Origin of the sequence: Paenarthrobacter nitroguajacolicus (assembly GCF_031455195.1) — a bacterium.
Taxonomy (GTDB): domain Bacteria; phylum Actinomycetota; class Actinomycetes; order Actinomycetales; family Micrococcaceae; genus Arthrobacter; species Arthrobacter nitroguajacolicus_D.
The window spans coordinates 270,395-297,001 of sequence record NZ_JAVDSH010000004.1 but is presented as its reverse complement, the minus strand read 5'-3'; the positions used below and the strand labels follow the sequence as shown (position 1 = coordinate 297,001).

Below are 26,607 nucleotides of genomic sequence, written 5' to 3'. Positions count from 1 at the left end.
GGACGCTCGGCGGCAGGCCGCCGTCGAGCGTTAATACCGTGCCGTGGGAGGATTGAAACGTGGCCCATATTGACGTTTCCGGCATCGACTACTTCCTCTCCGACGGCACCCAGCTGCTCAACGGGGTGACCTTCAAGGTTCCCGATGGCACCAAGACAGCGCTGATCGGACCCAACGGAACGGGCAAGACCACGCTGTTCAAGATCATTTCCGGAGACCTCACGCCCGATGAGGGCGCCGTGGGCAGGTCCGGGAACATGGGCATCATGCGCCAGTTCGTGGGCCAGGTCCGCGACGAATCCACGGTCCGCGACCTCCTGGTCTCCACCGCGCAGGCAGGCCTCGCTGCCGCGGCCAAGGCGGTGGAGGAAGCCGAGCTCGCCATGATGGAGCACGACGACGAGCCCACCCAGATGAAGTACGCCCAAGCGATCGTTGACTGGGGCGACGCAGGCGGATACGACGTGGAGACCGTCTGGGACGAAGTCTGCATGGCGGCGCTGGGGATTTCCTTCGACAAAGCCCAGTTCCGGCGTGCCTCCACCCTGTCTGGCGGCGAGCAGAAGCGCCTTGTGCTTGAAGCGCTCTTTGCCGGGCCCGATGAACTGCTGCTCCTCGATGAGCCCGACAACTACCTGGACGTGCCCGGGAAGCGTTGGTTGGAAAGCAAGCTCAATGAGTCCAAGAAGACCGTGCTGTTCATCAGCCACGACCGTGAGCTGCTCAACAACGCCGCCGGGCGCATCGTCACACTTGAACCGGGCATCAACGGTGCGGGTGCCTGGATCCACGGTGGTGGTTTCGGCTCCTATGTCGAGGCCCGCGCTGACCGCAACGCGCGCTTCGAGGAACTGCGAAAGCGTTGGGACGAGGAGCACATCAAGCTCAAGGAACTCGTCAATATGTACAAAAACAAGGCTGCCTTCCGCTCTGACATGGCCAACAGGTACCAGGCGGCGCAGACCCGCCTCGCCAAGTTCCTCGAGGCTGGTCCGCCCGAGGCGTTGCCGATCGAGCAGAACGTGAAAATGCGCCTCAAGGGTGGCCGCACCGCCAAGCGCGCCGTTGTTGCAGAGAAGCTTGAGCTGACCGGGCTGATGAAGCCGTTCTCCACGGAGATCTGGTTCGGAGACCGTGTGGGTGTCCTGGGCTCCAATGGTTCGGGCAAGAGCCACTTCCTCCGCCTGCTCGCCACCGGGGGCACGGATCCGGAGCGGGAGCACCTGCCAGTGTCCGACGTCGTCATCGCTGAGGTCCCGCACGAGGGCGTGGTGAAGCTTGGCGCCCGAATCCGCCCCGGTTTCTTTGCGCAGACCCATGTCCGGCCCGACCTCCTGGGCCGGACCTTGTTGGAGATCCTGCACCGCGGCGACGAACACCGAAGCGGACTTCCACGTGAGGCAGCTGCCGGAGCCTTGGACTCCTACGGGCTGGCCGGCCAGTCCGAGCAGAAGTACGAGTCGCTCTCCGGTGGCCAGCAAGCACGTTTCCAGATTCTGCTGCTGCAGCTCTCCGGCGCCACGCTCCTGCTGCTTGACGAGCCTACGGACAACCTGGACCTGCATTCCGGTGAAGCCTTGGAGCGGGCCATCGATGCTTTCGAAGGAACGGTCCTCGCAGTCACGCACGACCGCTGGTTCGCCAAGTCCTTCGACCGCTTCCTCATTTTTGGTTCCGACGGCAAGGTCTACGAGTCCGAGGAACCCGTGTGGGACGAGAAGCGCGTGGAGCGCGCCCGCTAACCCGGACGCTCTCTCACATCCCGCCCCCTTCACCCGAACGCTCCTGCAGCAGCTGCAGGAGCGTTCGGTTTTAAGGGGTGGGATGTGATGGAGCGTTTGTGCGCAGATGATCACTGGGGATGATCAAATGCTCACAGCTTGGTACGGTTGAACCATGGGAACTGCTGACCGCCACCGGCTCATCGGCGAGCTGCTGCGCACACGCGAAGAAGCCACAGTCGATGAACTCGTGGACGCTACGGGGGCGTCGGGCGCCACGATCCGCCGCGACCTGGAAATCCTCGCCGCCAACGGTGTCCTGAAGCGTATCCACGGCGGGGCCCGCAGCTTGCTGGCACGCGGAGACAACCCCGGTTACGGGCAACGCGCACTGGAAGACCACGACGCCAAGATGCGCATCGCCTCAGCAGTGGATGCCCTCCTGAAAGACAGGGAGCACGTGTGGTTGGACAGTGGTTCTACTGCCACGGAAATCGCGCGCAGGCTCAGCACCCGCGAACTCACGGTCATGCCCATGTCCCTTCACGGTGTTGACGCTCTGACCCGCGTCAAGGATGGCCGCTCACCCCAGCTGATCCTCCCCGGCGGAAGTCTTGTCCGGGGTGAGCAATCCTTCCGGGGACCCATGGCGGAAGCCAACATCCGCTCGCTGAGGTTCGACGCCGCCGTCGTAACCCCGTGTGCCCTCAACCTCAAGGACGGGCTCCTGGCCCACGACCTCGACGATGCGGCGGTGAAGCGGGCCGGCCTGGAGTCGGCGGCGCGTGTCATTGTGGCATCAGCCGGTACCAAATGGAATGCCAGCGCCGTGGCCCTGGTTGCCGCCATGGACACCGTGAACGTCATCGTGACAGACCTTGAACCATCCCCCGAAGATCTTGCCCGGCTCAACAAACTCTCCGTGGAAGTTGTGATTGCATGACCACCAGCATCAAAAGCTCCAAAAGCGTCAACGCTGCGGCGGTGGCAACGTTCCTGATCTTCGGTATGAACGGGCTGGTTTTTGCCAGCTGGGCCGCCCGCATTCCGGCCGTCACCGAAGCACTCAGCCTCACATCGGGCCAGATGGGCACCTTGCTGCTCTGCACCGCCGTCGGGTCTTTGCTTGCGCTGCCCTCCGCGGGCTGGGTGGTGGGCAGGATCGGGACAGCGAACACGGTCCGGGTGGCCGGCATCGTGGCTGGCGCCGCGGGAGCAGCCATTGCTTTCTCGCTGATGGCCGCCTCAGTCCCGGCAACCGCCATTGCCCTGTTCTTCTTCGGAGTTGGAATCGGCCTGTGGGATGTCGCCCAGAACATCGAGGGCGCAGACGTTGAACACCGGCTCAAGCGCACCATCATGCCCCAGTTCCATGCGGCGTTCAGCGGCGGCGCGTTCGTGGGGGCGTTGATCGGCGCCGGTCTCTCGAAGCTTGGTGTCGGGCTTCCGGCACACCTGCTGGTGATCGCTGCCATCGCCGTCGCCCTGGCGCTGACGGTCCCCAAGTTCTTCCTGCCGCACGAGGTCGCGGAAACGCACGACGACGGCGCTCCCCTTGAGAAGGGACCCGCGGCTTGGCGGGATGGCAGGACGCTGCTCATTGGCGTCGTGGTCCTGGGTGCGACGCTCACCGAGGGTGCCGGCAACGATTGGATCGCCAAGGCAACCGTGGACGGTCTGGGAGCTACTGAATCAACCGGAGCGCTCCTCTTCGCCCTGTTCGTTGCGGCGATGACACTCATGCGGTTCCTGGGCGGGAAGGCGATCGACAAATTCGGCCGGGTTGCTGTCCTCCGCGCAAGCATGGCTGCGGCAGCAGCGGGCCTGGCGTTGTTCGTCTTCGCTGACAACGTGTTCCTGGCAGGTGTCGGGGCGGCGTTGTGGGGCATTGGTGCGGCCCTCGCCTTCCCCATGGGGATGTCCGCTGCGGCAGACGACCCCAAGCATGCTGCGGCCCGTGTTTCCGTGGTGTCCACCATCGGTTATGTCGCATTCCTTGCCGGACCACCCCTGCTTGGCTACCTTGGCGACCACACGGGAATCCACATGGCCCTCCTGGCCATCGGAGCGCCTATTCTGCTCGCCCTGCTCCTGGCCGGCGTCGCAAAGCCCTTGCGGACCAAATAGCTTTCCCGTCGGACCTGGCATCCTCCGCAATACATGAACGGCGGAACCGCCACCACAGAAGGAACACCACCCCTGAGGCCAGGCAGGCTCCGCCAAACACATCGCTGAGCCAGTGCGCTGAGAGGTAGGTCCGGCTGATCATCATGGCGATCACGCCGAGCACGGCCAGTACAGTCACCCACCATCGTCCGAGCAGGACAAGCAAAACCACCAGAAATGCGGTGGTTGCCGATACATGCCCGGAAGGGTATGAACCCGTATCAGCCAGGACCTTGGCTCCCTCCGGGCGCTGCCTGCCCACAACTACCTTGGCCAGTTGCGTGAGTGCCAGCGCAGCCACTCCCGAGGTCAGGGCGAAGGTGGCCGTGACGGGTCGGCGCCACACAAGGAGCGCAGCGGCCAACAGCGCGTGGAGCACCAGCATCCCCACATACCCGATGCTGTTGAGGAACGCGTTGAGCCCGTCCCAAAACGGCGAGCGAAGCGTGAACACGAAGGCCTGCCACCAGGTGTCCACCCGGGTGAATGCGGGCTCACCTTGCCCAACCAGCAGCATCACCCCGGGGATGATGAAAGCGGTGAAGAGAAGGACCCCGGCCAGCGCCGTTCGCCAGCCTGGCCGCGCCCGTAGGTGAAGGACACGAATCATGCCTTCATGGTAGTCACCGCAGTGTTGCACTTTCGGGCTGATCGGGCGTTAGTGTGTTGGGATGCGAGGCTTCGTGGGCAAAGGCCCCAAAAGGGTGGCACGGTTGGACCGCTTCCTGGTGGGGGCTGTGTCCCGACAACCCCAAGGCGATCACGACGTGTTCTTCCGGCGGCTCTCCGCGGCGGCCACCAAGGGCAAGCTGTGGTTCGGAATCGCGGGAGTCATGGCAGCGTTTCCCGGCAAACCGCGCAGGGCCGCCCTTCATGGCGTGCTGGCCTTGGGCGTTGCCTCAGGAGTCACCAACGTGATCTTCAAGCGGGTACTCCCCCGGAGACGCCCGCTTCCTGAGCATTTGCCACTGTTTCGTTTCGTGAACCCACAGCCAACCAGCTCATCGATGCCCTCCGGCCACTCCGCTTCCGCAGTGGCCTTTGCTGTCGGCGTCGGCATCGTCTCCCCTGCCATCGGAGTTGCCTTGGCGCCGATTGCTGCTGGGGTGGCCTATTCACGCGTCCATACGGGTGCGCATTGGCCATCCGATGTGGTGCTGGGTTCGGCTTTGGGGGCGGGCGCCGCGTGGGCGACCCGCAAGTGGTGGCCTGCCCGGCCTCCCGAACCGACTCCCCGTCGAACACCGGCAGAAGCGCCAGCAATTCACGACGGCGAAGGGCTCAGCATCGGGGTCAACGTCATGGGCGGTTCGTACACCCCTGAAACGGGAGAACTCCTAAGGGAAATATTCCCCAAAGCTTATATACAGGAAATTTCCGAAGGTGAGGACATAGCTGGCGAGATGGAAGCCGCGGCCACCCGGCCCGGCACCGTAGCGCTGGGTGTCTGGGGCGGTGACGGAACGGTGGGCACTGCGGCCGCTGCCGCCGTCGAGCATTCACTCCCGCTCCTGGTACTACCGGGCGGGACCCTCAACCACTTCGCACGGGACCTCGGAACCAGCTCGATCGATGACGCCATTGAAGCCGTGACGAAAGGCCTGGCGGCGTCCGTCGACCTGGGGCATGTGGTGGTCCAGCGTGGCCTGCCTGACATGCCGGAGACCTCCGAGCTGGCCATGTTGAACACCGCCAGCGTTGGCGTCTATCCCAACCTTGTCCGCCGCAGGGAGCGGCTCCAGCCTGCCATGGGAAAGCCTCTGGCAGGTGTGGTGGCGTCGCTGCGTACCTTCGGGGTGAATTCGCCCACCACCCTCTTGGTGGATGGCGTGAAGCACAAACTCTGGATCCTCTACATGGGCCGGGGAAGGTTCTACCCCAGCGACCATGCCCCGCTCCGCAGGCCGGTGCTGGATGACGGAGTGTTCGACCTCCGCATGATCACAGCGGATGAGCCCTTCGCCCGGGCGCGGCTGCTGTGGGCGGTCGTGACCGGCACTGTCTCTGCTTCAAAGGTCACCCACCTCACCGAAGCCACCGAGGTCACCGTGGAAGCAGTCGGCCAGCCGTTGGTCCTGGCGGTTGACGGTGAGCCCAAGCCGGGCGTCCGCAGCGCAACGTTCAGGGTGAAACAGGGGGAACTTCGCGTGTACTCGCCGTTGCCGGCCGAATAGTCCCATCCGGCGTCATCCGCGAGGACTACCCTGACTGGACCCTGAATCATCCCTGAGACAGGCGATTTGCGCTCCCGCCGTGAGTAGCGTGGTGAGTACATTCAAAACTCACTTGCACACAGATGTTGTGCTCCGAGGAGGGAACGCTTCCATGATCGAAGCAAAAGGCCTGACCAAGGTCTACGGCGAGAAGACCGCCGTCGGCGGTGTCAGTTTCACTGTCCAAGCCGGACGGGTGACGGGCTTCCTGGGCCCGAACGGTGCCGGCAAGTCCACCACCATGCGCATGATCATGGGATTGGATGCTCCGACGTCGGGTTCCGTGACGGTGAACGGCGAGCCGTTCGTGGAGCACAAGGCACCGCTGCGTGAGATCGGCGCCCTCCTGGACGCCAAGGCAGTACACACCAGCCGCACCGCTTACAACCACCTGCTCGCCATGGCCGCGACGCACAGCATCCCGAAAAGCCGGGTGCGCGAAGTCATCGAGATGACCGGTCTGGGTGATGTTGCCAAGAAGAAAGTCAAAGGCTTCTCGCTCGGAATGGGTCAGCGCCTCGGCATTGCCGCCGCGCTGCTGGGCGACCCGCAGACCATCATCCTGGATGAGCCGGTGAACGGCCTCGATCCTGAAGGCGTGGTCTGGGTCCGTAACCTGGTCAAGTACCTGGCCTCGGAGGGACGCACAGTCTTCCTGTCCAGCCACCTCATGAGCGAAATGGCGCTCACGGCGGACCACCTGATCGTGATCGGCCGCGGCAGGATCATTGCCGACGCTCCTATCGCCGACATCATTACGGGCAAGGGCCAGATACGGACGCGCGTTCGCACTGACCAGCCGGAACGGCTCATGCAACTGCTCGCCGGCACCGGGGTCTCGGTCGAAGTCCACGAACGCGAGCTCCTGGAAGTTTCGGGCCTGGATCCCCGTGGCATCGCCCGGGCGGCCTTGGACAACCAGGTCATGGTCTACGAATTGACCCCACTCCAGGCGAGCCTGGAAGAGGCCTACATGGAACTGACCAAGGACGAGGTCGAATACCACTCGCACATCACCACCGGGGCCTCGGTTCCCGCTCAGGCCGGAGGGAAATAGACATGAGCACTACCACTTTGGACCGCAAGTCCATCCGCAACTCCGTGGGTCCGGGACCGGCCTTCCACCGCGTCCTCAACTCGGAATTCATCAAGTTCCGCACCCTGATGTCCACCCTGATCCTCTTGGCTTCCACCGCGGTTGTCATGGTTGGCTTCTCGGCATTGGGTGCTTGGGGAACGGGCCAATTTGCTCAGCAGGCCACGCAGGATCCACAGGCCGCCGCAGCCATCGCAGCACAGGGCGGGGACCTCGCCGTCACCGTACCCACCTCGGGCATTGTGTTCGCGCAGCTGATCCTCGGTTCCCTGGGTGTGCTGCTCATGAGCTCGGAGTTCACCACGGGCATGGCACGGTCAACGTTTGCTGCCGTCCCCAAGCGCATGTCCCCATTCCTGGCCAAACTCATCGTGGTGATGGTCAGCGCTTTCGTCCTGACAGCTGTGGCCACCTATGTTGCAGGCCTGGTGGCGTTGCCCATCCTGAACAACTACGACCTCAAACTGGATCTCGGCAGCTCGCAATCCGTCAAGCTGCTCCTGGTCAACAGCATCTACGTGGCAGCCGTAGCCGCTATCGGCATGGCTCTTGGAACCATCGTCCGCAACTCGGCTGGTGGCATCATGAGCCTGGTGGGCCTGTTCTTCGTGGCTCCAATTGCTTTCCAACTCATTCCGGGTGACTTCTTCAAAGAGGCCAGCAAGTACCTTCCTGGCAATACCATCAGTCCGCTGACCGCCGTCGAGCATGTCCCTGAAACGCTTGAAGCATGGCAGGCTGGCTTGGTCCTGGGGGCCTGGGTTGTGGTTCCGGTGGCTCTGGCCATGGTCCTGCTGAAGAAGCGGGACGTCTAGGACGGATTGCCGTCTAGGCTCGATCCATGACTGAAGCTCTACAGACGAAGGACGCGTCGGCCGCCTCGGCTGACGCGTCCTTCGCTGAAATCGCCCAGCGCCGCAGGGGTAGGATCCGGCGCTACTTCTTCAAGCACCCCCGCGCGATGGATGCCGTGGTGGTCCTCTGCTACGTGCTGTTGGCCCTGCCCACCATCATCACCTCGGTCATCGACTCCAAGTGGTTCGTGGTGGCCCTGCTGCTGATGATCGCCATCGCCCTGGTGTTCAGGCGGCACTTCCCCCTTCCGGTGGTTGCCGCCGTCGCGCTCCTTGAAGTCGCGGCGACCATCCTGAACCCCTGGGGTTCGAACGTGTCGGTGGGTCTTTGGTTCGCTCTCTATGCGCTGGCATCGCTCAAGCGGCGAGCGGTTGCGCTGGTCGTTTTCGCCGTGGCCAGCCTGCCGCTCAGCTTGCTCTACCTGTTCATGTGGACAAGTCCCAGCCAGATGAACACACTCCAGGACGTCCCCGAGAACTTCCATCTGATCAACAACATTGCCACCGCGATAACCATCATGCTCTCCAACCTCCTGGCTACCGGGATCGGCATCTCCGTGCGCCAACGCAGGGAACATGAGGGAGAAATCGCCGCCTGGGCTGCCCGAACCACCCAGTTGGGCAAGGTCACTGAGCGCAACCGGATAGCGCGTGAGATGCACGACGTCGTGGCCCACTCCCTGACGGTGATGATCAGCCTCTCAGACGGCGCAGCCGTTGTGGTCAAAAAGGACCCGGAGAGGGCCGGGGAGGTCCTGAACGAACTGTCGCGGACTGGCCGGGCTGCCTTGGCTGACATGCGCCGCGTGTTGGGCGTACTCCGTGACGATTCGGGGCGGCCGGCGCCGCTCGCGCCGCTGGAGTCGGGGCATAACCTGGCTAATCTCCTGGAGGGATTCCGAACGGCCGGACTCCCGCTGCATTACGCACACACGGGTCCCGGGCTGCCGTCCGACCCGGCCTTCCAACTCACCGTCTACAGGATCGTGCAGGAGTCGCTGACCAACGTGCTGCGGTATGGCCGCGCGCTCAGCCGTGTTGATGTGCAGGTGTCGCGCGACGGCGATTTGGTCACCATAAACGTCAACGACGACGGCCGCGGAACCCACGAGGGCGGCAGCGAATTCGCGGGCAGCCTGGGCACGGGGCAGGGAATCGCCGGAATGAATGAACGCGCCGGAATCTATGCTGGAATCGTTACTGCCGGTCCAGGGAAAAGGGGAGGCTGGGCGGTTCACGCCGAGCTCCGCTGGAACGGCGACAAGGGGGAATCATGACAGGCGACATCATCAAAGTGCTGCTGGTGGACGATCAGCCGCTGCTGCGGATGGGCTTCAGGCTCATCCTGGAAGGCGAAGCTGACTTCACGGTGGTGGGCGAGGCTTCCGACGGCTTGGAAGCCGTCCGGCAGGTTGAGGCGCTTCAACCCGACGTTGTGCTGATGGATGTCCGGATGCCTGCCATGGATGGGATCGAGGCGACACGTCGCATCTCCAGTTCAGGTTCCGATGCAAGGGTCATCATCCTCACCACTTTCGATCTCGACGAGTACGCATTCAGCGGCCTGCAGGCCGGCGCGTCCGCCTTCCTGCTCAAGGACGTGGCGCCGGCCGAGCTGGTCCACGCAGTGCGCCTCGTAGCCAGCGGTGACGCAGTGGTGGCTCCGCGGGTGACCCAGAGGCTACTGGAAACCTATGTCCGCGGAGGAGCCCTGCCCGGCCATTCCCCCAGCCCGCACCGTGACCCGCTCCTGGACGAGCTCACCCCGCGCGAAACGGAAATCCTCACCACTATCGCCGAGGGTCTGTCCAACGCGGAGATCGCCCACAAGTTCTTCCTCTCTGAGGCCACGGTCAAAACCCACGTCCGCCGGATCCTCAGCAAGCTGCAGTTGCGCGATCGGGTGCAAGTGGTGGTCTACGCCTACGAAACCGGGCTCGTGGTGCCGAGCAACCCGGACTACTGACCCGTCGTCGAATCCTGCATGGTTCCTTGGAGCAACGGCAAGAGCTCGCTGGGAGACGAAGCCGTGGCAATAGCGTGCACGGATTCGAGTGGTTCGCCGTAGCCCCAGAGGGCAAATATGGTGGGTATCCGGAATGTGGCCGCTCCCTCGATGTCGTATATACGGTCTCCGACCATGACCGGCCGCGAGGTGTCGACACCGCGTGAGCGGAGCCGGTGCAACGACTCCGCGATCACTGTGTCTTTCCGCGACCGCCCCAAGGCATCCGATGCCCCGCAGACATCCGAGAAGAAGTGGTCCACACCAAAATGCCGTGTGAGCCGGACGGCTTGATCCTCTACTTTTGACGTAGCCACCGCCATCGGCATGTCCTGTGAGTGCAACTGCTGAAGGAGTCCCTCAACACCTTCATAGAGCCGGGCCTGAAGAGCTCCGGCCCTGGCATAGGCTACCCGATAGTGCTGCAGCGCCTCGTTGGCCCGGTCCTCGTCCAGCCCAACAACGGCCCGGAAAGAGTCGATCATGGGTGGGCCCACGAACCGGCGCAACTGGTCAGGACCCGGGACGGTTGCTCCTACGGATAACAGTGCTTCCGCCGCACTGGCCGTGACGCCGCTGGCAGAGTCCACCAGTGTGCCATCCATGTCGAACAGGACGCATGAGTAGCGTTCCGGGAATGGTTCGTGGTGCTCGGGACGTATCATCTTCTTCGTGGCCTTTCGGTCAAAGGCAGGAGCCACGGGGTTCCTGGCGGGCTATTTCTTGGAAGGGATTCATGGAGCGAGCTGGCCTCGACGGCATCGATCAGAGGATCCTTTCAGAACTCACCAGGAACGCCCGCATGCCGCACGCGGAACTGGCAGGAAAGGTCCTGCTTTCCAGGAACGCTGTCCGTCAGCGGATCGAGCGCATGGAGCGGCAGGGGTACATCCAGGGCTATACGATCGTCGCCGGAGCGGAGACCCAGGACCTTGTGTCCGCGTTCCTGATGGTTTACCGGAAGGACCGCATGCGGGGCGCCGATGTCCTGACTGAGCTCAGGGCGATCCCCGAAGTCGTTCTGTGTGATGTCCTGAGCGGTGACTTTGATTTGATGGTGCGTGTCGAAGCCCGCTCCCACGGCAGGGTGCAGGAGATTTGGGAACAGATTTCTTCCCTCCCCGGTGTCACGGACACTGTCACGGCCATGACGTTGTCCAATGTGATCCGACGGGTGTCGCACTGACTCAGCGTCCACGCGTGGAAGCTCCCCCAAGTATCAGTGCGGCGGCGTCCCGTTCCATGAGTCCCATCGACGTGACGGCGTCGATCACCGTCACGCGTCCGGTCAGCGCCTTGTTGGCCACCTCCGCCGCGGCGGCGTAGCCAAGGGTCGGGATCAGGGCAGTGGCCAGTCCCGCCGAGCCCGCGGCCCGCCCGCCAAGCAGTTCCTCGTTTGCCGTGATGCCCTGGATGCAGTGGGTCCTGAGGATCCGCGCGCCTTTGGTGAGCCAGGAGAAGCCCTGCAGCAAGGCATGGGCAATGACGGGTTCAAAGGCATTCAGTTGCAATTGGCCGTTGTCCGCGGCCATGGTGACGGTAGTGTCCGCACCAGCAATAGCAAAGGCGATCTGGTTCAGTGTCTCGGGAATAACCGGATTCACTTTGCCGGGCATGATCGATGACCCGGCCTGGCGGGGTGGTAGTTGGATCTCCCCAAAGCCATTTTGCGGTCCGCTGGACAGCAACCTCAGGTCGCTGCTGATTTTTGAGATCTTGATGGCCGAGCGCTTCAGTATCCCGGACACATGCATGAAAACCCCGACGTCGGATGTCGCCTCCAGCAGGTCGGCTGCCGGTACCAGGGGCAGCCCAGCAATTTCGGCGAGGGTTTCAATAACCCGCTCCCGGTAGCCGGGCTCCGCAGTAATCCCTGTGCCTATTGCGGTTGCTCCCAGACTGCATTCGAGCATGAGAGCTGCTGACTCCCGCAGCCGGCATCTGTCCTCCTCAATGGTGGCCGCGAAGGCCCCGAACTCTTGACCCAACGTCATGGGGACGGCGTCCTGCAGCTGGGTGCGCCCTATCTTGGCAACGTGGGCGAATGCGACCCCCTTCTCCCGCATGGACTCCGTCAATAGACCGAGTTCGTGGTCAAGCTCCTGGACAGCGGTGATCAGTGCGAGCTTGATGGCGGTGGGGTAGACATCGTTGGTTGACTGGCATTTGTTCACGTGGTCGATGGGGTGCAGATGCTGGTAGTTGCCGCGGGGGTGACCCATGGTTTCCAGGGCCAGATTGGCGATCACCTCGTTGGCGTTCATATTGGTGCTGGTCCCCGCGCCGCCCTGGATCATGTCCACGCAGAAGTGCTGGTGGTGGTGCCCTTCTTCGATGTCCCGGCACGCACGGCTGATCGCGTTGGCCACGGCGGGGTTCAGGACCCCGAGGCTGGAGTTGGCGCGGGCCGCTGCCCGTTTTACCTGCGCCAGCGCCACTACCAGTCCGGGATACCGTGAAACAGGGATCCCGCTGATGGGGAAGTTGTCCAGGGCCCGGGCCGTGTGCGCGCCCCACAAGGCGTCCGCTGGTATGCGTATGGACCCAAGGGAATCGGATTCGAGGCGATACGTCATGGCCGGGCCGTACTGTTCTTGATGCAGATGACCTTGGGCTGGGTCATTTCCTCGTAGGCGAAGTGAACGCCTTCACGGCCCAAGCTTCCGTACTTGAACCCGCCGAAGGGCATTCCATCGAACCGGTAGTCGGACGAGTCGTTGATCATGACACCACCGGCTTGGATCTCCTTGGCTGCCTTCATCGCGTCCCCGAGGGATGCAGTGAAGATTCCGGCATGCAGACTGAACTCGATGGAGTTGGCGATCCCGATCGCTTCCTCGAGGCTGTCCACAGGGCGGAGCATCACCAGTGGGCCGAATACTTCCTCGGACCACAACCGGCTGTCTTCCGGCACCTCCTCGAGGACCGTGGGATGGAGGATGTTCCCGGTAGCTACGTTTCCTGCCAGGACAACTGCCCCGCGCTCCACTGCCTCGTGGACTTTCGCCCGCACATCTTCCAGGGAACGTGCGGTGATCATGGGCCCCACATCCGTCAGTTCGTCTGACGGGTCGCCGACCACAAGTTCGTTGGTCGCGGCGATGAAGAGCTCCCGGAATTCGGCGTAGACGAGCTTGTCGACCAGGATCCGCTGAACACCGACACAATTCTGGCCGGCGGCCCAGAACGCACCGGAAACGCAGGACGCCACCGCTTCCTGGAGGTCTGCGTCCGCCATGACGATGACAGGCGCGTTTCCGCCCAGGTCCATGGAGAGCTTCTTTAGTCCAGCTGCCGAGGCGATGGACTCTCCGGTGGAGAACCCGCCGGTGAATGACACCATCCGTACGTCCCTCGCCGCGATGATTTTCTGCGCAACGTCGCGTTCCCCGTGGACAACTGTGAGGACTTCCTGCGGGAGTCCGGCCTCCAGGAGTGCCTCGGTGAGCAGCTGTGCGGAAAGGGGTGTGAGGGCCGAGGGCTTGAGGATAACGGAGTTTCCGCCCGCTATAGCGGGGCCGATCTTGTGGGCTACAAGGTTGAGGGGGTCGTTGAATGGCGTGATCGCAAGGATGATGCCCAGCGGCTCGCGGGAGAACCACCCCAGCCGGTCCTCTGATCCCTCATAGGCGTCGAAAGGAACAACTTCACCGGCATTGCGGCGAGTTTCTGCCGCCGACAACCGCAGTGTATTGACTGCACGCAGAACCTCCTTTCGTGCCTGCCTTACAGTCTTGCCGGCCTCAGCGACGATGGTTTCGGCAAAGAGATCGCGCCGGTCTTCCACGAGGTTGGCTGCCCGGTCGAGTATTTTTCCCCGCGCGTCCCGGGACAGGCCCGCTGCCACTTTGGCTCCCGCACGGGCAGCATCCAGGACACTGTCGACGGCGGTGGCGTCGGTCAGCGGAACGGCGCCAATAACGCGCTGGTCGTAAGGGCTGGTGACGTTGTGGAACAGTGGCAGGGCTGGTGCCTCAACGGTTCCGGGTGAGGACTTAGGCATGGGAGGGAACCTCCGAGGTGTGGTGCATGGCGATGATGTCTGAGAGCAAGGCGTAGGCAGTTTCGACGCGTCCGGCGCCGGGCCCGGAAACCATCACCGGGCCCAGAAGATCGGTGTTGAACGAAACCGCGTTGGTGGCGCCGGAGATTCCAGCAAGTTCATGGGCCAGGGGCACAGCCACGGCCTTCACGCCGGCCGTCACTGCGCCGTTCTTGGATCTCTTCGCGGAACCGATGAGCTTCCAGCGCAGGCCTTTGCGGGCAGCTTGTTCAATGTCATCGCGGGTCAGGGAGGAGATGCCCTCACAGGAGACGTCCTGCAAGGTGATGTCTGCCCCGAGCAATTGGTTGGCCAGGATGAGCACTTTGAGCCGAACATCGTAGCCCTCAATGTCCGCTGCAGGGTTGGCTTCGGCGTACCCCAGGTCCTGGGCTTCCCGAATAGCGGCGTCCAGGTCCAGGCCGGATTCCATGCGACCGAGCACGTAGTTGCTGGTTCCATTCAGGATTCCTTCGAAGCCGTCGATCTTCAGGCCGGCAAACATCTTTTTGGCGAGGCGGATGACAGGGGTGCCGCTCATGACTGCGCCTTCGAACTCGAAGTGGACTCCATTTCCCGCGGCCAGCGCGGACAGTTCAGGGCCCCGGAGTGCCACGGGTCCTTTGTTGGTTGTGCAGACGCTTTTGCCTGATTCCAGGGCCCACCGGACGTGCGAGACGGCAGGTTCGCCGTCGTCGGGATTTGTGAAGGTGGCTTCGCAGACGATATCTGCCGTGCAGGAACGGATCACGGCTTCGTTGTTGGTGTCACGGGAGCCGCCATGGTCCGCGAACGTTTCGTTGGCGCCAATATTGAGCGCCATGTCAATGTCGATGCCTTCGGCCTGGACCAGGGAGCCGAGCCTGAGATCGGTGATGGCCACAACCCTGAGGCCGAACCCCAGCTCCGAGTGGAGGGCGTCTCCCCGGGTGGCGATGATTTCGGCGAGGGTCCGGTTGACGCCGCCGAAGCCGATCAGTGCGAGGTCGTAGGTTTTCATGGTGCTCCTCAGGTAGGTGGAGGGGTGATGCTTCAATCCTGCGGGCCTTTGATGTCCGTCCACCCATGCTGAATTGCCCTAAAGAATGGGCATTCTGACCATTCAACTGCCGATGTGCCTGCGGGCCCATCCGGTTCAATGTGCGCTATACGCATTAACAAATGTTTTTAATGACCACTTGGTGAGATTCTGTGTTACCTTCGTCACTACAGACGCCCTCCCGGCACTCCGACCCCGGACTTCAAGGCGTACCGTTCGCATCCGACACCTAACCGGAGACACCACATGGAATCTTCAGCACCCGTGCAACTTGACCATCAACCTGAGGCAGTCGACGCTCCGGCCGAACCCGGACTGCGCCGATCAATGGGACCACGGCACCTCATCATGATCGCGATGGGAGGTGTCATTGGATCCGGGTTGTTCCTGAGCTCCGGCTACACGATCTCCCAAGCTGGTCCGCTCGGGGCTGTGATCGCCTACTTGGTGGGTGCATTCGTGGTCTACCTCGTGATGGCATGCCTTGGCGAGTTGGCCATCGCCTACCCCGTATCAGGTGCCTTCCACATTTACGCGTCCCGATCCATCGGTCCAGCCACCGGCTTTGCCACGGCCTGGCTCTATTGGCTCTGCTGGGCAGTGGCCATCGGCTCGGAATTCACGGCATCAGGACTCCTCATGCAGCGCTGGTTTCCCGACGTCGAGGTGTGGGTGTGGTGCCTCGTCTTCGCAGCCATCCTGTTCGGATTCAATGCCGTATCTTCCAAGTTTTTCGGGGAATCCGAGTTCTGGTTCGCCATCATCAAAGTGGGCGCGATCATTGCCCTGATCGTGTTGGGTGGCGCAGCCCTTTTCGGATTCCATCCCCTCTCCGAGTCCGGCAACCACCCCGTCATGCTTGAGAACTTCAACACCTCCGGAGGATTGTTCCCCAACGGCTTTACCGGAGTCCTGGTGACGGCGTTGGCGGTCTTCTATGCGTTCTCCGGTTCGGAACTCATTGGCGTGGCCGCCGGGGAGACCACGGATCCGGCGCGGAACATTCCCAAGGCCATGCGCAGCACCGTGGTCCGGCTGCTGATCTTCTTTGTTGGTGCCATCGCGGTCATTGCTGCAACCGTCCCGTTTGAACAGGTGGGACTGGACGAGAGCCCGTTCGTGACGGTGTTCTCCTCCGTTGGAATTCCCTACGCCGCTGACATCATGAACTTCGTCATCATCACGGCCCTGCTGTCGGCCGGGAACAGCGGATTGTTCTCCTGTGCCCGTATGCTCTACTCCTTGGCAGACGAGGGTCATGCACCGAAGGCCTTGAAAAGGCTCACCCGGCGGGGCATACCGCTTGTTGCTCTCTCGGTCAGCATGGTTGGCGGCATTGCATCGCTGATCAGCAGTGTGGTTGCACCTGAAACCGTGTACCTCGCCTTGGTCTCCGTGGCCGGTTTTGCGGTTGTTGGTGTGTGGATGTCCATCACTGCGTCCCACTTCTTCCACCGCAAAGCCTTTGTACGTAACGGCGGGAGCGTGAAGGACCTTGCCTACAAGGCGCCCCTCTTCCCGTTGGTCCCGATCCTGGCCTTCGCGCTGTGTTTGATTTCATTGGTGGGCATTGCGTTTGACCCACAGCAGATCGCCGCCCTGTACTTCGGCGTTCCTTTCGTTGGAGCCTGCTACGCCTACTTCTACTTCAGGTACCGGCGCCCGGCGAAGTCCGGTCCGACGTCGTGAATCCACATCCTCTGAGCCTTGCGGCCGGGTCCTGGGCCCGGCCGCAAGGCGCTGATGCGGGGTAATTGATGGTGCAGGGATACTCGTGAATCCGTACACGGTGCGGGCAAGGGACGCCCGAATCCTTGTGGCAGACACGCCCGTGTGAAAATGGCGTGAGCGCGTGGTGGAAGGAGTGGATTTGTGGATACGTCACCCGAAGCGTCGTCTTTGGCCCAGGGCCTTCGCCTCGTTCGCCTGATTACGGACCGCGAAAAGCAGGGCCGTCAGCTTTTGGGTGTCTCCCAACTGGCCGCCGAATTGGACATGGAACAAAGCAGGGTCTCCCGCTTGGCCCAGGAGTTGTGTGATCTGGGCTTGTTGGAACGGGTGGACAGGGGCCCCTTCCGCGCAGGTTCGGGCTTCCTGAGCCTTGCAGCTTCGCTCAACAGTGGCTGGGTCCAGAAGTCGAGGGCAAAGCTGGAGGAGCTGGTGTCCGCTTTTGGCTTGCGATCACGGCTCTCCGTCCGCGACGGCGTCAGGGTGCTCCTCTTGCGTTCATCCACTAACAACTCATTCCCGGGGGGCTTCGCCAAACCGGGTATGGTGACGCCCGTCTGGTGCACCGGCGCGGGCAGGGCTCTGCTGTGGGATCATTCGCCGGGTGAGCTGGAATCCCTTCTCCGCGATGTGAATTTCATCGGTGTGGGCGGCCCTGCGGCGGCACATTCCGCGCTGGAAGTCCGTGACCTCATGGACCGTGACAAGTCCCGCGGGTTTGTTGTCGCCGCCGAGGAATTCGAGCATGACGTGTGGGAATTGGCCGTACCAGTGCGGTCCGACGGCGGGAACATCGTTGCCGCCCTCAGTGTCCTGGGCAACCGTTCCAGTATCGAGAAGGCAGCCCCGGAGATCGCCGGGGTGCTCCATGAAACTTCCCAAGGACTTGGCGCCCACGGCACCGTACTGACCTAGGGCTGGTGTGGAGGTGTGGCCCGGCCGCCCACCATCGCTTCCAGCCACTGGCACCATGAGCGGAGTGCCACGGCGTGGCTTTCACGCAGTGGCTGGACCCGCGTCCTGGGGCCAACGATCTGGAGCGCGGCAACGACCTCATTCTTGAAATCGCGGACGGGCGCGGCCAGTGAATAGAGCCCCGGTTCGGCTTCTTCATCAATTATCGAGTACCCGCGTTCACGGGCTTGGTTGAGCCGGTCCAGGAAGTCGTCAACGGATGATGGCGTGTTGGGCCCGTGCTTGACGAATTCCACGGTCTTGAAGAGCGTCCGGACTTCGTCATCCGGTGCATCCCAGAGGAGCGCCTGGCCGGCATCGCTGCAGTAGGCAGGATAGGGCCGGCCCAGCCAAGAACCCACCAGGTTGGCGCTGGCCGGTACTTGCTCGCCAATGGTGACCGTACTGTTTCCGCTCAGCACGCCCAGGAAGCAGGCTTCGTTGGTTTCTGCGGCCAAGCCTTCCAGCGCCGTGAGTCCGTCGGTTTTCAGGCGTTGCTCGGTGACCAACTGGGCGTCGGCCAGGACTGACCAGTCCAAGCGGTATTCCCTGTTGTCGGTGCGGGCAAGGAAGCCCTCCTGCAAAGCCCCCTTGAGGCTTCGCGAAACCTGGCTGCGGTCCTTCTCCAGGTGGGCCGCGACGTCTGCGACTGTACCGCCGTCGTGCCCTTGAGCGTGGCGCGCCCCCACCGCGAGGATGGCCATCATCCCGCGGCCCATGCTGGAGCTCTTTGACATGGAACGATTCTAGCGACCCGCAGCCCTAGTGGATGGCGAAAACCCTTGCCGGGAAGCCGCTCCCTCCCAGCGGTTTGGCCCAGCTTGCCATCAGGACGCCACCGGATTCGGGGAGGTCATCAAGATGAGCCAACAGTTCAATCTGCCATTTGTCCTGCGCCAGGACGTAGGTTTCCAGGCTGAAGTCCTGCTGGGAAGTGGCCATGCCAGGGTCCGTATCGGTCTGTTCGTGTCCCACCGCCGCCACGCCCCGCTCTTCGATCAGGCATCCAAGGACCTCTTGCGACCAGCCGGGAGTATGGCTCGTTCCGGATTCGTCCTTATTGGCCATGGCCTCAGGGTCGGGCCACCGGTGGCTCCATCCCGTGCGGAGGGCAACGAACGAACCAGCGGGGATGGCGCCGTTTCGCGATTCCCAGTCCTTAATGTCGCCCCGTGTGGGCGTGGCATCGGCGTCCGTGTGCACGCGCTGGCTGATGTCCAGGACAACCAGGGGCAGCACCATCTGGTCCACGGGTATCTGGTCCAAGGTCCGGCCACCACGCACAAAATGCGATGGCGGATCCACATGGGTACCCCATTGGCCAACTATTGAGTAGCGATGGGCCGTGAAGCCGTCGCCTTTCTCCATATCGAAGAGCGCCTCGCGGGATTCATCCGGGAAAGCGGCAAACCGGGGCTGGCCGGGATGGAACGCGTGGGTGAGGTCCGTGAAGGTTCGGTTGCGGAGCAGGGGCGCGAGTTCCTGCCAAAGTCCTGTGGTCATGAGGCCACCCGGCTTTCGCCTGCATGGGTCAGGACACTGCTGGAGACGTTCAGGGGTCCGGACACTTCGATCACCGGGACCTCCCAGGGATGGATGTCCACGATCCGTTGGACCAGGCGGTGAACGTCGTCTTCATCCAGCGAGTCGTCGAAGTAGGAGGTGAAAACGAAAGTCGGCGAGATGGTTCGCTGGCCCACGCAGCCCAGCGTGGGGTTTGCGCCCTCAGCAACGGTAAAGCCCTCGTAACCCGCAGAGGACTCGAAGACGTGGTGGTAGTTCCCGAAGCCGCCCAGCTCGGGGCACTCTGTCAGCGCCTGCAGCAGGGATGATATGCCGCCGTCCGCTTCCAACGCGGCGAGGTTGCCTCCGGCCAGTTGAGTCATGGTTTCGACCGGGATGGGCCAATGGATGCGGAGCTTCCGCACTGGTTTCAATTGGATCTTCATGGGAGGGGCCTTCCGTGGATGTGGATTCTGTGAGCCATAGTGGCACAATGTGATGGTCATTACAAGCATATTGATTTGCTCATAGTGCACATTGAATAATTACTGCTCTGAAACGAGATCACAGCCTCTGCACAGTTGCCCCATGTACAAGGCATAGGGGGTGCGGGTTCCATGGACACATGACTACTCCGCACCCCAACCACGACCGCGGCCTTGAATTCGACCTCGCCACCCTCCTGAGTCGCCGCCGCACCCTAGGGGTCTTCCTAGGGGCAGGCACCGCGGCGGCTTTGGCAGCCTGCACCCCCGGAACTGAATCCGGCAGCGGCGGTGGCGGGTCGGCGTCGGGCGCTGTTAGCGGTACAGCTACGGAAAGTTCGACGGCGGTCGCCTCACCGTCCAGTACGGTCACCCGCGCCCTCGCCGAATGCGGGGTGGAAATCCCGGACGAGACTCTGGGCCCGTACCCCGGTGACGGCTCCAACGGTCCGAACGTACTGGAAGCTTCCGGAGTTGTTCGGCGGGACATCAGGTCGAGCTTCGGCAACTCCACGACGAAAGCTGATGGTGTCCCGCTGACGGTGACCTTGACCCTGCTGGATAACGCCAACGGATGCTCGCCGCTGGCCGGTGCGGCCGTGTACGTGTGGCACTGCGATCGCAACGGCAAGTATTCGCTTTATGATTCGGGGCTCAAGAACGAGAACTACCTCCGGGGCGTGCAGGAGGCAGACAGCAACGGCCAACTCACTTTCAGCACCATCTACCCTGGCGCGTACAGCGGTCGCTGGCCACATATTCACTTTGAGGTATTCGAATCGATGAGCAATACCTCGGCGGCGGGAAGGGTGCTGGCGGTCTCACAGATCGCCCTCACAGAGAAGGCATGCAACGAGGTCTACGCCACGGAGGGTTACGAATCCAGCGCGCGAAATTTCCCCAAGACCTCGCTGACCTCTGACAACGTCTTTGGTGACGACGGCGGCATATACCAACTGGCGACTATTTCCGGTTCAGTGGCCGGCGGCTATACGGCCGCGCTGAACGTCACCGTCTAGCCCGGCTGTCGTCCCAAGCGGGGGCTAGACTCGGGGGCATGCCTTCGAATGCCTCCGCCGCAGTTGACCACATCGAGGACCTTGGCGCTTACGTTTCGGCGTCTCCCTCCAGCTTCCACGCCGTGCACGAGGCCTCGCGACGGTTGGACGATGCCGGCTTCACGTCCCTGGATGAACTGCAGCCGTGGGATGGGGGCGCTGGCAAGTTCTATGTGATCCGCGACGGCGCACTCATCGCGTGGGTTACTCCCGAAAATGCCGGCCCCACCACGGGATTCAACATCCTGGGTGCGCACACCGACTCGCCCTCCTTCAAGCTCAAGCCAAAGCCCACCACGGGGAAGTTTGGGTGGCTACAGGCCGGCGTCGAGGTTTATGGCGGACCGCTCCTGAACTCCTGGCTGGACCGCGAATTGCAGCTTGCAGGCCGATTGGTACTCCACGACGGCACACAGCACCTCACCGCCACGGGACCCCTTCTGCGCTTCCCCCAGTTGGCCATCCACCTTGACCGCGGGGTCAATGACAACGGCCTGCACCTGTCCAAGCAGCAGCACATGAACCCCGTCTTTGGCCAGGGAGACCCTGCAGGTGAGGATCTCCTGGGACTGCTGGCCGAACGCGTTGAGGGCGCCACCGTTGATGCTGCGGACATCGGCGGATACGACGTCGTGGTGGCAGACACGCAAGCCCCTGCGGTTTTCGGGGCCAAGGGTGAGTTCTTCGCATCCGGGCGCATGGATAACCTTTCCTCCACACACGCTGGCCTGGTTGCCTTGATAGGGCATGCTGTGGCCGCCCCGAGTGACGGCCCGATCGCCGTCCTTGCAGCCTTCGACCATGAAGAGATCGGGTCCAACTCCCGCTCAGGTGCCTGCGGACCCATCCTGGAGGACATCCTGGTGCGCATCTCCGACGGCCTCGGTGCTTCGGTGAGCCAGCGGCGCCAGGCCTTTGCGGCGTCGTTCTGCGTATCAGCGGACGCGGGTCACGCCGTCCACCCGAACTACGCGGAAAAGCACGATCCAGCCAACAAGCCAGTACTCAACGGCGGTCCTTTGTTGAAGATCAACGCCAACCAGCGGTACGCCACGGATGCCACCGGTGCCGCCCTGTGGGCCCGGCTGTGCAAGGAATCCAACGTCCCGTACCAGGAATACGTGTCAAACAACGACCTTCCCTGCGGTTCCACGATCGGTCCGCTGACGGCCACCCGGCTCGGCATCAGGACCGTGGACGTGGGCATTCCGCTGTTGTCCATGCACTCGGCGCGCGAGCTTTGCGGCGTGGAGGATCCCAAGAGCCTGGCGACGGTGTCGCAATTGTTCTTTGGGACCGCCGTCTGAGGTAAAGCCTCAAACACTCATTTCAAGGGTGTTGCAAATGTATCCTTGAGGAAACATCCGATGCCCCCAGGTTTACATTTTGTGCAGCGCTCCGTTTTCGGAGAGCGCAAATTGTTTGGTTGCACAGGATAGGTGCCGGTGTAGCAGGTTAGCGTGATCTAGTCATGTGGCCCGTGGCACACCACAGTGGCCAACCCCTAAGACCTGAAGGACGGCGCCGATCCATGCACGCTGACCAACAACTATCGAAGTCCCTGAAGCCCCGACACCTCTCCATGATCGCCATCGCCGGCGTCATTGGAGCCGGCTTGTTCGTTGGCTCCGGCGCTGCCATCCAACAGGCCGGCCCGGGAATCCTCGTGGCCTACCTGGCCGCAGGCCTGGTGGTCATCCTCGTCATGCGCATGCTCGGCGAAATGGCTGCGGCGAACCCGGAGACAGGCTCGTTCTCCACATACGCAGATAAGGCCCTTGGCCGCTGGGCGGGCTTCAGTATTGGCTGGCTGTATGCGTGGTTCTGGATCATTGTGCTCGGTATCGAAGCGACGGCGGGTGCCGCCATCATGCACCGCTGGGTTCCCGGCGTCGATCAGTGGGTCTGGGCATTGGTCCTCATGGTCCTGCTGACGCTGACCAACCTCGGTTCCGTGAAGTCCTACGGAGAATTCGAATTCTGGTTCGCCTCCATCAAGGTGGCCGCCATTGTCATCTTCCTGCTGGCTGGCATTGCTGCGATCCTCGGGCTGATGCCGGGCGTATCCGCGCCGGGCGTGAGCAACCTCCTGGACCAGGGTGGGTTCATGCCCAACGGCCCCGGCGCCGTCCTGGCGGGCATCCTCGTGGTGGTCTTCTCCTTCTTCGGGGCGGAAATCGCCACCATCGCCGCTGGTGAATCCGAGAACCCCGTGGACGCCGTCAAGAAGGCCGTGAAATCCACCGTATGGCGCATCTTGATCTTCTACATCGGCTCCATCGCCATAGTGGTCACCCTCCTGCCATGGAACGACGCCTCCGTTGCCAAGAGCCCTTACGTTGCAGTCATTGAGCTTTACGGGATTCCGGGCGCCGGCACCATCATGGACATCGTTGTCCTCACTTCCGTGCTCTCCTGCTTGAACTCTGGCCTGTACACGGCAAGCCGCATGCTGTTCTCGCTCTCGCAGCGAGGCGACGCCCCCAAGTCCTGGATGAAGATCTCCAAGCGGGGCGTCCCGGCTGCAGCAGTACTGGCATCCACCGTGGTCGGCTTCGTCACCGTGGGCCTCAACTACATTGCTCCGGACACCGTGTTCCTGTTCCTGGTGAACACTTCCGGTGCCATTGCGCTGTTCGTGTGGTTGGTTATTTCGGCGTCGCAGCTGATCCTTCGCCGCCGCATGGGCGCTGCCGCCAAGGACCTGGAACTCAAGATGTGGTTCTTCCCCTACCTCACCTGGATTGCCATCGCCGCCATCGTGGCCCTCATCATTGGCATGGTCATCATCGAATCCACGCGTGAATCGCTGTTCCTCTCGCTGGGACTGGCCGCAGTAGTCGTGGCTATCGGCGTGTGGCGGTACCGCAAGCGTGGTGCCACCGGGGCCGTGGCGACCACCGCGGAAGCCGAGCGCGCAGACATCGGTTCCGGACCGGCGTCGTAAACGTCCTTACGCAGTGGGGCAGCCGCCGTCAATATACGACGGCGGCTGCCCCACTTTGTGATTAACGGAAGTCCGGGTTGCCTACTGGGCCAGCCCGATGACCAGGTTGATGGTCACTGCCAGGACGACCGTGCCGAACAGGTACGACAGCAGGCTGTGCTTCAACGCCTCGACGCGGATACGGTGGTTGCCCAGGTTGGTATCCGAGACTTGGTAGGTCATGCCCAAGCTGGTGGCGAGGTAGGCAAAATCCGTGTACTGGGGTGGCCGGTCCTGGTTGAAGCCGATGCCACCCACCGCACCTCCGGCTTCCGGTTCAGGGCTGTAGTAGAGCTCGGCATAGCGCAATGTGAAAAGGGTCTGGACGAGCATCCAGGACAAGGCTACGCAGACCAACGCAAGCGCCCCTGAGTACAGGCGGGTAACGGCGCCCTCAGTGTGGGAATTGACGATCACGGCGGCAGCAGCGGCGATGCTGGCAAGGTTCGCGATCAGGATCAGAAGGTCAGTGACGCCGCGGGACGGGTCTTCGCTGGTGGCATGCTGGCGTGTGTCATCGGGGTCCATGCGGCCTATCACCAGCCACACCCACACGACGTAGATGAGCGCGGCCGTGGCCCATCCGACTGCCGGGGCATCCACCCAATTGCCTGTGCTTCCCGTGGCGATGACAGCTGCGGCTCCAGCGATCATCATGACCAGGAAGCGCAACCTGCTGCGTCGGACTCTGACGTTGCTCATTTGCCCACCTTAGTTAGCGGGCGCCGGTTTGCGTTACGCCATGCGGAGGCGCCTTTCGCGGCCTAAACCTCTGTTGGGCGGGAAGGAGCATCAGCGGCATCGAGCTTCCTTGCCTGGAGGATGCCGTCGCGGACCCCGGCACGAATCACGAAATACAGGGCATAGAGCCCGATCGCAGCGAAGACAACGGTCAGGACCAGGGCGTTCAGGGGTGTGGCATCCATGGCTCCAACCCTAGCCGGATGCCATCGGGCGACCAGGAATCCACGTATTGGCGTTCCTCGTGTTAGTGTCTTTGTCGCTGTCGAGGAGAAAAACGAAACACTGTTTCTCCTGATCACCTTGCGCGGGTGGCGGAATGGCAGACGCGCTAGCTTGAGGTGCTAGTCCTCGAAAGGGGGTGGGGGTTCAAGTCCCCCTCCGCGCACAATGAACCCCCGGTCTTCGGACCGGGGGTTTCGTCGTTCCGTGCCGGCTTGCACCTACGCGCCCGGCCGGGGTGCGAACATGATCACGCCCACCCCCACAAGGCAGATCGCGGCGCCGATGACATCCCAGCGGTCGGGTCGGAAGCCGTCGACCAATATGCCCCACGCGAGAGAGCCGGCGATGAACACGCCGCCGTACGCGGCAAGGACCCGGCCGAAGTGGGCGTCCGGTTGAAACGCCGCGAAGAAGCCGTAGATTCCCAGGGCAATGATCCCCAGTCCGGCCCACCACCAAGCCCGTCCTTCACGAACGGCCTGCCAGATCAGCCAGGCTCCGCCGATCTCTGCGACGGCGGCCAAAACGAAGAGGACAATCGGCTTCAGGACGGTCATGGATCCAGTATTCACTGCCTATGGACCGGTGTTATCCACATAGCGCAGCTTCACGGTTCCCGGTGAGGATGCCGCCGAATAGCTTTGAGCGCAGGAGATGCACTAAGATATTGAAGTCTGTGTTACGCCCTCCCCCGGAATTTTCGGTGGGGAGCTGGCACGGCATCGCAAATGAACCTCCTGTTACGGAAATACCGTAACCGCTTAGCCCAAAGGAGGTGGGTTCACATATGCGTCCTTACGAATTGATGGTAATCATCGACCCCGAGGTCGAAGAGCGTACCGTAGAGTCGTCGCTTCAGAAGTTCCTCAATGTCATCACCACCGATGGTGGAACCATCGAAAAGGTAGACATCTGGGGCCGTCGCCGTCTGGCGTACGACATCAAGAAGAAGTCCGAAGGTATCTACGCCGTGGTGAACTTCACCGCTGCTCCGGCTACCGCCAAGGAACTTGATCGCCAGCTGTCTCTCAACGAGACGATCATGCGCACCAAGATCATCCGCCCTGAAGACCAGAAGGTTGTTGCTGAGTAATCAGCCCCTTTCAGATCTTTACCCCGCAGGAACGAACAAGGAGGCAGTAGATGGCAGGCGAAACCACTATTACGGTCATCGGTAATCTCACCAATGACCCCGAGCTGCGGTTCACCCCGTCTGGCTCAGCAGTAGCGAACTTCACCATCGCTTCTACTCCCCGGACCTTTGACCGCCAGTCCAATGAGTGGAAGGACGGGGAAACCCTGTTCCTCCGCGCATCGGTATGGCGCGAAGCAGCCGAGAACGTGGCCGAATCCCTGACCAAGGGTATGCGCGTCATCGTTTCCGGCCGTTTGAAGAGCCGTTCTTACGAAACCAAAGAAGGCGAAAAGCGCACCGTTATCGAGCTTGAGGTCGACGAAATCGGCCCCAGCCTGCGTTACGCCAACGCCAAAGTCAACCGTACCCAGCGCTCCGGCGGTGGCCAGGGTGGCTTCGGTGGCGGTAACGCCGGTAATTCCGGTGGCTTTGGAGGTGGCGCTCCTGGTGGAAACCAGGGTGGTGGCAACTCCGGTGGAAACTGGGGCGGCAACAACCAGCCCGCACAGCAGGATGATCCTTGGGCCACGCCCGGGGTCAGCAATGCAGGCGGCGGTTGGGGCAACGGCCCGGATTCCGAACCTCCCTTCTAAACATCACATAAACGTCCGACGCCGGTCGCTCACCGGGACTGCCGAAAGGCACCTTGGCGATCA

At 62.5% G+C, this 26,607-nt stretch carries 27 protein-coding genes and 1 tRNA gene; 17 read left to right on the top strand and 11 right to left on the bottom strand.

All coding sequences use genetic code 11. The features are described from left to right. Nucleotides 1-59 precede the first annotated feature (59 nt). The 3 genes from J2Y68_RS11130 (at nucleotide 60) to J2Y68_RS11120 (ending at nucleotide 3,848) form a co-directional block, all read left to right on the top strand. Entirely contained in the window at nucleotides 60-1,742 is a 1,683-nt protein-coding gene (locus tag J2Y68_RS11130; RefSeq protein WP_211710299.1) for an ABC-F family ATP-binding cassette domain-containing protein, read from the top strand. A 154-nt stretch (nucleotides 1,743-1,896) separates the two neighbouring features. After that, complete coding sequence (locus tag J2Y68_RS11125) at nucleotides 1,897-2,664, top strand: DeoR/GlpR family DNA-binding transcription regulator (protein WP_309993308.1); 768 nt, start codon at nucleotides 1,897-1,899, stop codon at nucleotides 2,662-2,664. Continuing rightward, entirely contained in the window at nucleotides 2,661-3,848 is a 1,188-nt protein-coding gene (locus J2Y68_RS11120; protein ID WP_309993305.1) for an MFS transporter, read from the top strand. The genes J2Y68_RS11125 and J2Y68_RS11120 overlap by 4 nt, the downstream gene beginning before the upstream one ends. On the opposite strand, the gene J2Y68_RS11115 is transcribed toward J2Y68_RS11120, so the two are convergent. After that, a complete protein-coding gene (locus J2Y68_RS11115) occupies nucleotides 3,793-4,497 on the bottom strand; it encodes a phosphatase PAP2 family protein (RefSeq protein WP_309993303.1) in 705 nt (234 codons plus the stop codon). The two genes, J2Y68_RS11120 and J2Y68_RS11115, sit on opposite strands and share 56 nt — an antisense overlap. Nucleotides 4,498-4,558: 61 nt before the next feature. Here J2Y68_RS11115 and J2Y68_RS11110 point away from each other — a divergent pair, with 61 nt between their 5' ends. The 5 genes from J2Y68_RS11110 (at nucleotide 4,559) to J2Y68_RS11090 (ending at nucleotide 10,016) form a co-directional block, all read left to right on the top strand. Next, nucleotides 4,559-6,061: a bifunctional phosphatase PAP2/diacylglycerol kinase family protein gene (locus J2Y68_RS11110; protein WP_309993300.1), complete on the top strand. Its 1,503-nt coding sequence runs from the start codon at nucleotides 4,559-4,561 to the stop codon at nucleotides 6,059-6,061. Between the two features lie 151 nt (nucleotides 6,062-6,212). Next, nucleotides 6,213-7,157 carry an ABC transporter ATP-binding protein gene (locus J2Y68_RS11105; protein ID WP_309993298.1) on the top strand — a complete coding sequence of 315 codons (945 nt, stop codon included), beginning with the start codon at nucleotides 6,213-6,215 and terminating at the stop codon, nucleotides 7,155-7,157. Between the two features lie 2 nt (nucleotides 7,158-7,159). Beyond that, nucleotides 7,160-8,011: an ABC transporter permease subunit gene (locus J2Y68_RS11100; RefSeq protein ID WP_309993295.1), complete on the top strand. Its 852-nt coding sequence runs from the start codon at nucleotides 7,160-7,162 to the stop codon at nucleotides 8,009-8,011. Nucleotides 8,012-8,037: 26 nt separating this feature from the next. Next, nucleotides 8,038-9,327: a sensor histidine kinase gene (locus J2Y68_RS11095; protein WP_309993292.1), complete on the top strand. Its 1,290-nt coding sequence runs from the start codon at nucleotides 8,038-8,040 to the stop codon at nucleotides 9,325-9,327. Further along, a complete protein-coding gene (locus J2Y68_RS11090; protein WP_211710261.1) occupies nucleotides 9,324-10,016 on the top strand; it encodes a response regulator in 693 nt (230 codons plus the stop codon). The genes J2Y68_RS11095 and J2Y68_RS11090 overlap by 4 nt, the downstream gene beginning before the upstream one ends. Here the strand turns inward: J2Y68_RS11090 and J2Y68_RS11085 are convergent. Beyond that, nucleotides 10,010-10,720 carry an HAD hydrolase-like protein gene (locus J2Y68_RS11085; RefSeq protein WP_309993288.1) on the bottom strand — a complete coding sequence of 237 codons (711 nt, stop codon included), beginning with the start codon at nucleotides 10,718-10,720 and terminating at the stop codon, nucleotides 10,010-10,012. The two genes, J2Y68_RS11090 and J2Y68_RS11085, sit on opposite strands and share 7 nt — an antisense overlap. A 71-nt stretch (nucleotides 10,721-10,791) precedes the next feature. On the opposite strand from J2Y68_RS11085, the gene J2Y68_RS11080 reads away from it, so the two are divergent. Then, nucleotides 10,792-11,241, top strand: a complete 450-nt coding sequence (locus J2Y68_RS11080; protein WP_309993285.1) for an Lrp/AsnC family transcriptional regulator — start codon at nucleotides 10,792-10,794, stop codon at nucleotides 11,239-11,241. 1 nt (nucleotide 11,242) lies between these two features. Here the strand turns inward: J2Y68_RS11080 and J2Y68_RS11075 are convergent, their stop codons facing one another. From J2Y68_RS11075 to J2Y68_RS11065, 3 genes are read right to left on the bottom strand one after another with little or no spacing between them, the layout of a single operon-like run. Next, nucleotides 11,243-12,631 carry an aspartate ammonia-lyase gene (locus tag J2Y68_RS11075; RefSeq protein ID WP_309993283.1) on the bottom strand — a complete coding sequence of 463 codons (1,389 nt, stop codon included), beginning with the start codon at nucleotides 12,629-12,631 and terminating at the stop codon, nucleotides 11,243-11,245. Then, entirely contained in the window at nucleotides 12,628-14,058 is a 1,431-nt protein-coding gene (locus J2Y68_RS11070; protein ID WP_309993280.1) for an aldehyde dehydrogenase family protein, read from the bottom strand. The genes J2Y68_RS11075 and J2Y68_RS11070 overlap by 4 nt, the downstream gene beginning before the upstream one ends. After that, the gene (locus J2Y68_RS11065) at nucleotides 14,051-15,097 is read right to left on the bottom strand and encodes a homoserine dehydrogenase (protein ID WP_309993277.1); all 1,047 of its coding nucleotides are present in this window, start codon (nucleotides 15,095-15,097) and stop codon (nucleotides 14,051-14,053) included. The genes J2Y68_RS11070 and J2Y68_RS11065 overlap by 8 nt, the downstream gene beginning before the upstream one ends. Before the next feature lie 285 nt (nucleotides 15,098-15,382). On the opposite strand from J2Y68_RS11065, the gene J2Y68_RS11060 reads away from it, so the two are divergent. Both J2Y68_RS11060 and J2Y68_RS11055 read left to right on the top strand, forming a co-directional pair. Then, on the top strand, nucleotides 15,383-16,825 hold the full coding sequence (locus J2Y68_RS11060) for an amino acid permease (protein WP_309993273.1): 1,443 nt from the start codon (nucleotides 15,383-15,385) through the stop codon (nucleotides 16,823-16,825). Between the two features lie 183 nt (nucleotides 16,826-17,008). Next, the gene (locus J2Y68_RS11055; RefSeq protein WP_309993271.1) at nucleotides 17,009-17,779 is read left to right on the top strand and encodes an IclR family transcriptional regulator; all 771 of its coding nucleotides are present in this window, start codon (nucleotides 17,009-17,011) and stop codon (nucleotides 17,777-17,779) included. On the opposite strand, the gene J2Y68_RS11050 is transcribed toward J2Y68_RS11055, so the two are convergent. Genes J2Y68_RS11050 through J2Y68_RS11040 form a run of 3 tightly spaced genes read right to left on the bottom strand, consistent with a single transcriptional unit; the run spans nucleotide 17,776 to nucleotide 19,767 of the window. Continuing rightward, a complete protein-coding gene (locus J2Y68_RS11050) occupies nucleotides 17,776-18,555 on the bottom strand; it encodes an IclR family transcriptional regulator (protein ID WP_309993268.1) in 780 nt (259 codons plus the stop codon). The two genes, J2Y68_RS11055 and J2Y68_RS11050, sit on opposite strands and share 4 nt — an antisense overlap. A gap of 25 nt (nucleotides 18,556-18,580) precedes the next feature. Beyond that, nucleotides 18,581-19,321 (bottom strand): cyclase family protein, encoded by a 741-nt coding sequence (locus tag J2Y68_RS11045; RefSeq protein ID WP_309993265.1) that lies wholly within the window; start codon nucleotides 19,319-19,321, stop codon nucleotides 18,581-18,583. After that, the gene (locus J2Y68_RS11040; RefSeq protein ID WP_309993262.1) at nucleotides 19,318-19,767 is read right to left on the bottom strand and encodes a hypothetical protein; all 450 of its coding nucleotides are present in this window, start codon (nucleotides 19,765-19,767) and stop codon (nucleotides 19,318-19,320) included. The genes J2Y68_RS11045 and J2Y68_RS11040 overlap by 4 nt, the downstream gene beginning before the upstream one ends. Nucleotides 19,768-19,946: 179 nt before the next feature. On the opposite strand from J2Y68_RS11040, the gene J2Y68_RS11035 reads away from it, so the two are divergent. The 3 genes from J2Y68_RS11035 (at nucleotide 19,947) to J2Y68_RS11025 (ending at nucleotide 23,811) form a co-directional block, all read left to right on the top strand. Then, on the top strand, nucleotides 19,947-20,825 hold the full coding sequence (locus J2Y68_RS11035) for an intradiol ring-cleavage dioxygenase (protein ID WP_309993259.1): 879 nt from the start codon (nucleotides 19,947-19,949) through the stop codon (nucleotides 20,823-20,825). 38 nt (nucleotides 20,826-20,863) lie between these two features. Beyond that, nucleotides 20,864-22,171 (top strand): M18 family aminopeptidase, encoded by a 1,308-nt coding sequence (locus J2Y68_RS11030; RefSeq protein WP_309993256.1) that lies wholly within the window; start codon nucleotides 20,864-20,866, stop codon nucleotides 22,169-22,171. Between the two features lie 224 nt (nucleotides 22,172-22,395). Further along, complete coding sequence (locus tag J2Y68_RS11025) at nucleotides 22,396-23,811, top strand: amino acid permease (RefSeq protein ID WP_309993253.1); 1,416 nt, start codon at nucleotides 22,396-22,398, stop codon at nucleotides 23,809-23,811. Between the two features lie 81 nt (nucleotides 23,812-23,892). Here J2Y68_RS11025 and J2Y68_RS11020 read toward each other — a convergent pair whose 3' ends face one another. Together J2Y68_RS11020 and J2Y68_RS11015 are read right to left on the bottom strand one after the other, a co-directional pair. After that, a complete protein-coding gene (locus J2Y68_RS11020) occupies nucleotides 23,893-24,552 on the bottom strand; it encodes a DUF1345 domain-containing protein (RefSeq protein ID WP_309993250.1) in 660 nt (219 codons plus the stop codon). 62 nt (nucleotides 24,553-24,614) lie between these two features. Then, nucleotides 24,615-24,776: a hypothetical protein gene (locus J2Y68_RS11015; protein ID WP_309993248.1), complete on the bottom strand. Its 162-nt coding sequence runs from the start codon at nucleotides 24,774-24,776 to the stop codon at nucleotides 24,615-24,617. A gap of 120 nt (nucleotides 24,777-24,896) precedes the next feature. Between J2Y68_RS11015 and J2Y68_RS11010 the strand changes: the two genes are divergently transcribed. After that, nucleotides 24,897-24,979: transfer RNA gene (locus tag J2Y68_RS11010), tRNA-Leu, on the top strand. Between the two features lie 55 nt (nucleotides 24,980-25,034). Here J2Y68_RS11010 and J2Y68_RS11005 read toward each other — a convergent pair. Next, nucleotides 25,035-25,373, bottom strand: coding sequence for a YnfA family protein (locus J2Y68_RS11005; RefSeq protein ID WP_309993245.1), 339 nt, complete (start codon nucleotides 25,371-25,373; stop codon nucleotides 25,035-25,037). A 230-nt stretch (nucleotides 25,374-25,603) separates the two neighbouring features. On the opposite strand from J2Y68_RS11005, the gene rpsF reads away from it, so the two are divergent. Together rpsF and J2Y68_RS10995 are read left to right on the top strand one after the other, a co-directional pair. After that, nucleotides 25,604-25,909, top strand: coding sequence for a 30S ribosomal protein S6 (gene rpsF / locus J2Y68_RS11000; RefSeq protein WP_011776755.1), 306 nt, complete (start codon nucleotides 25,604-25,606; stop codon nucleotides 25,907-25,909). Nucleotides 25,910-25,959: 50 nt separating this feature from the next. After that, nucleotides 25,960-26,544 (top strand): single-stranded DNA-binding protein, encoded by a 585-nt coding sequence (locus J2Y68_RS10995; protein WP_211710216.1) that lies wholly within the window; start codon nucleotides 25,960-25,962, stop codon nucleotides 26,542-26,544. Nucleotides 26,545-26,607: the final 63 nt, after the last annotated feature.

Excerpts from the sequence above, each read along its gene's own strand:
- J2Y68_RS11125 (WP_309993308.1), top strand. The coding sequence starts at position 1,897 with ATGGGAACTGCTGACCGCCACCGGCTCATCGGCGAGCTGCTGCGCACA.
- J2Y68_RS11120 (WP_309993305.1), top strand. The coding sequence starts at position 2,661 with ATGACCACCAGCATCAAAAGCTCCAAAAGCGTCAACGCTGCGGCGGTG.
- J2Y68_RS11115 (WP_309993303.1), bottom strand. The coding sequence starts at position 4,497 with ATGATTCGTGTCCTTCACCTACGGGCGCGGCCAGGCTGGCGAACGGCG.
- J2Y68_RS11110 (WP_309993300.1), top strand. The coding sequence starts at position 4,559 with ATGCGAGGCTTCGTGGGCAAAGGCCCCAAAAGGGTGGCACGGTTGGAC.
- J2Y68_RS11105 (WP_309993298.1), top strand. The coding sequence starts at position 6,213 with ATGATCGAAGCAAAAGGCCTGACCAAGGTCTACGGCGAGAAGACCGCC.
- J2Y68_RS11100 (WP_309993295.1), top strand. The coding sequence starts at position 7,160 with ATGAGCACTACCACTTTGGACCGCAAGTCCATCCGCAACTCCGTGGGT.
- J2Y68_RS11095 (WP_309993292.1), top strand. The coding sequence starts at position 8,038 with ATGACTGAAGCTCTACAGACGAAGGACGCGTCGGCCGCCTCGGCTGAC.
- J2Y68_RS11090 (WP_211710261.1), top strand. The coding sequence starts at position 9,324 with ATGACAGGCGACATCATCAAAGTGCTGCTGGTGGACGATCAGCCGCTG.
- J2Y68_RS11085 (WP_309993288.1), bottom strand. The coding sequence starts at position 10,720 with ATGATACGTCCCGAGCACCACGAACCATTCCCGGAACGCTACTCATGC.
- J2Y68_RS11080 (WP_309993285.1), top strand. The coding sequence starts at position 10,792 with ATGGAGCGAGCTGGCCTCGACGGCATCGATCAGAGGATCCTTTCAGAA.
- J2Y68_RS11075 (WP_309993283.1), bottom strand. The coding sequence starts at position 12,631 with ATGACGTATCGCCTCGAATCCGATTCCCTTGGGTCCATACGCATACCA.
- J2Y68_RS11070 (WP_309993280.1), bottom strand. The coding sequence starts at position 14,058 with ATGCCTAAGTCCTCACCCGGAACCGTTGAGGCACCAGCCCTGCCACTG.
- J2Y68_RS11065 (WP_309993277.1), bottom strand. The coding sequence starts at position 15,097 with ATGAAAACCTACGACCTCGCACTGATCGGCTTCGGCGGCGTCAACCGG.
- J2Y68_RS11060 (WP_309993273.1), top strand. The coding sequence starts at position 15,383 with ATGGAATCTTCAGCACCCGTGCAACTTGACCATCAACCTGAGGCAGTC.
- J2Y68_RS11050 (WP_309993268.1), bottom strand. The coding sequence starts at position 18,555 with ATGTCAAAGAGCTCCAGCATGGGCCGCGGGATGATGGCCATCCTCGCG.
- J2Y68_RS11045 (WP_309993265.1), bottom strand. The coding sequence starts at position 19,321 with ATGACCACAGGACTTTGGCAGGAACTCGCGCCCCTGCTCCGCAACCGA.
- J2Y68_RS11040 (WP_309993262.1), bottom strand. The coding sequence starts at position 19,767 with ATGAAGATCCAATTGAAACCAGTGCGGAAGCTCCGCATCCATTGGCCC.
- J2Y68_RS11035 (WP_309993259.1), top strand. The coding sequence starts at position 19,947 with ATGACTACTCCGCACCCCAACCACGACCGCGGCCTTGAATTCGACCTC.
- J2Y68_RS11030 (WP_309993256.1), top strand. The coding sequence starts at position 20,864 with ATGCCTTCGAATGCCTCCGCCGCAGTTGACCACATCGAGGACCTTGGC.
- J2Y68_RS11025 (WP_309993253.1), top strand. The coding sequence starts at position 22,396 with ATGCACGCTGACCAACAACTATCGAAGTCCCTGAAGCCCCGACACCTC.
- J2Y68_RS11020 (WP_309993250.1), bottom strand. The coding sequence starts at position 24,552 with ATGAGCAACGTCAGAGTCCGACGCAGCAGGTTGCGCTTCCTGGTCATG.
- J2Y68_RS11015 (WP_309993248.1), bottom strand. The coding sequence starts at position 24,776 with ATGGATGCCACACCCCTGAACGCCCTGGTCCTGACCGTTGTCTTCGCT.
- J2Y68_RS11005 (WP_309993245.1), bottom strand. The coding sequence starts at position 25,373 with ATGACCGTCCTGAAGCCGATTGTCCTCTTCGTTTTGGCCGCCGTCGCA.
- rpsF (WP_011776755.1), top strand. The coding sequence starts at position 25,604 with ATGCGTCCTTACGAATTGATGGTAATCATCGACCCCGAGGTCGAAGAG.
- J2Y68_RS10995 (WP_211710216.1), top strand. The coding sequence starts at position 25,960 with ATGGCAGGCGAAACCACTATTACGGTCATCGGTAATCTCACCAATGAC.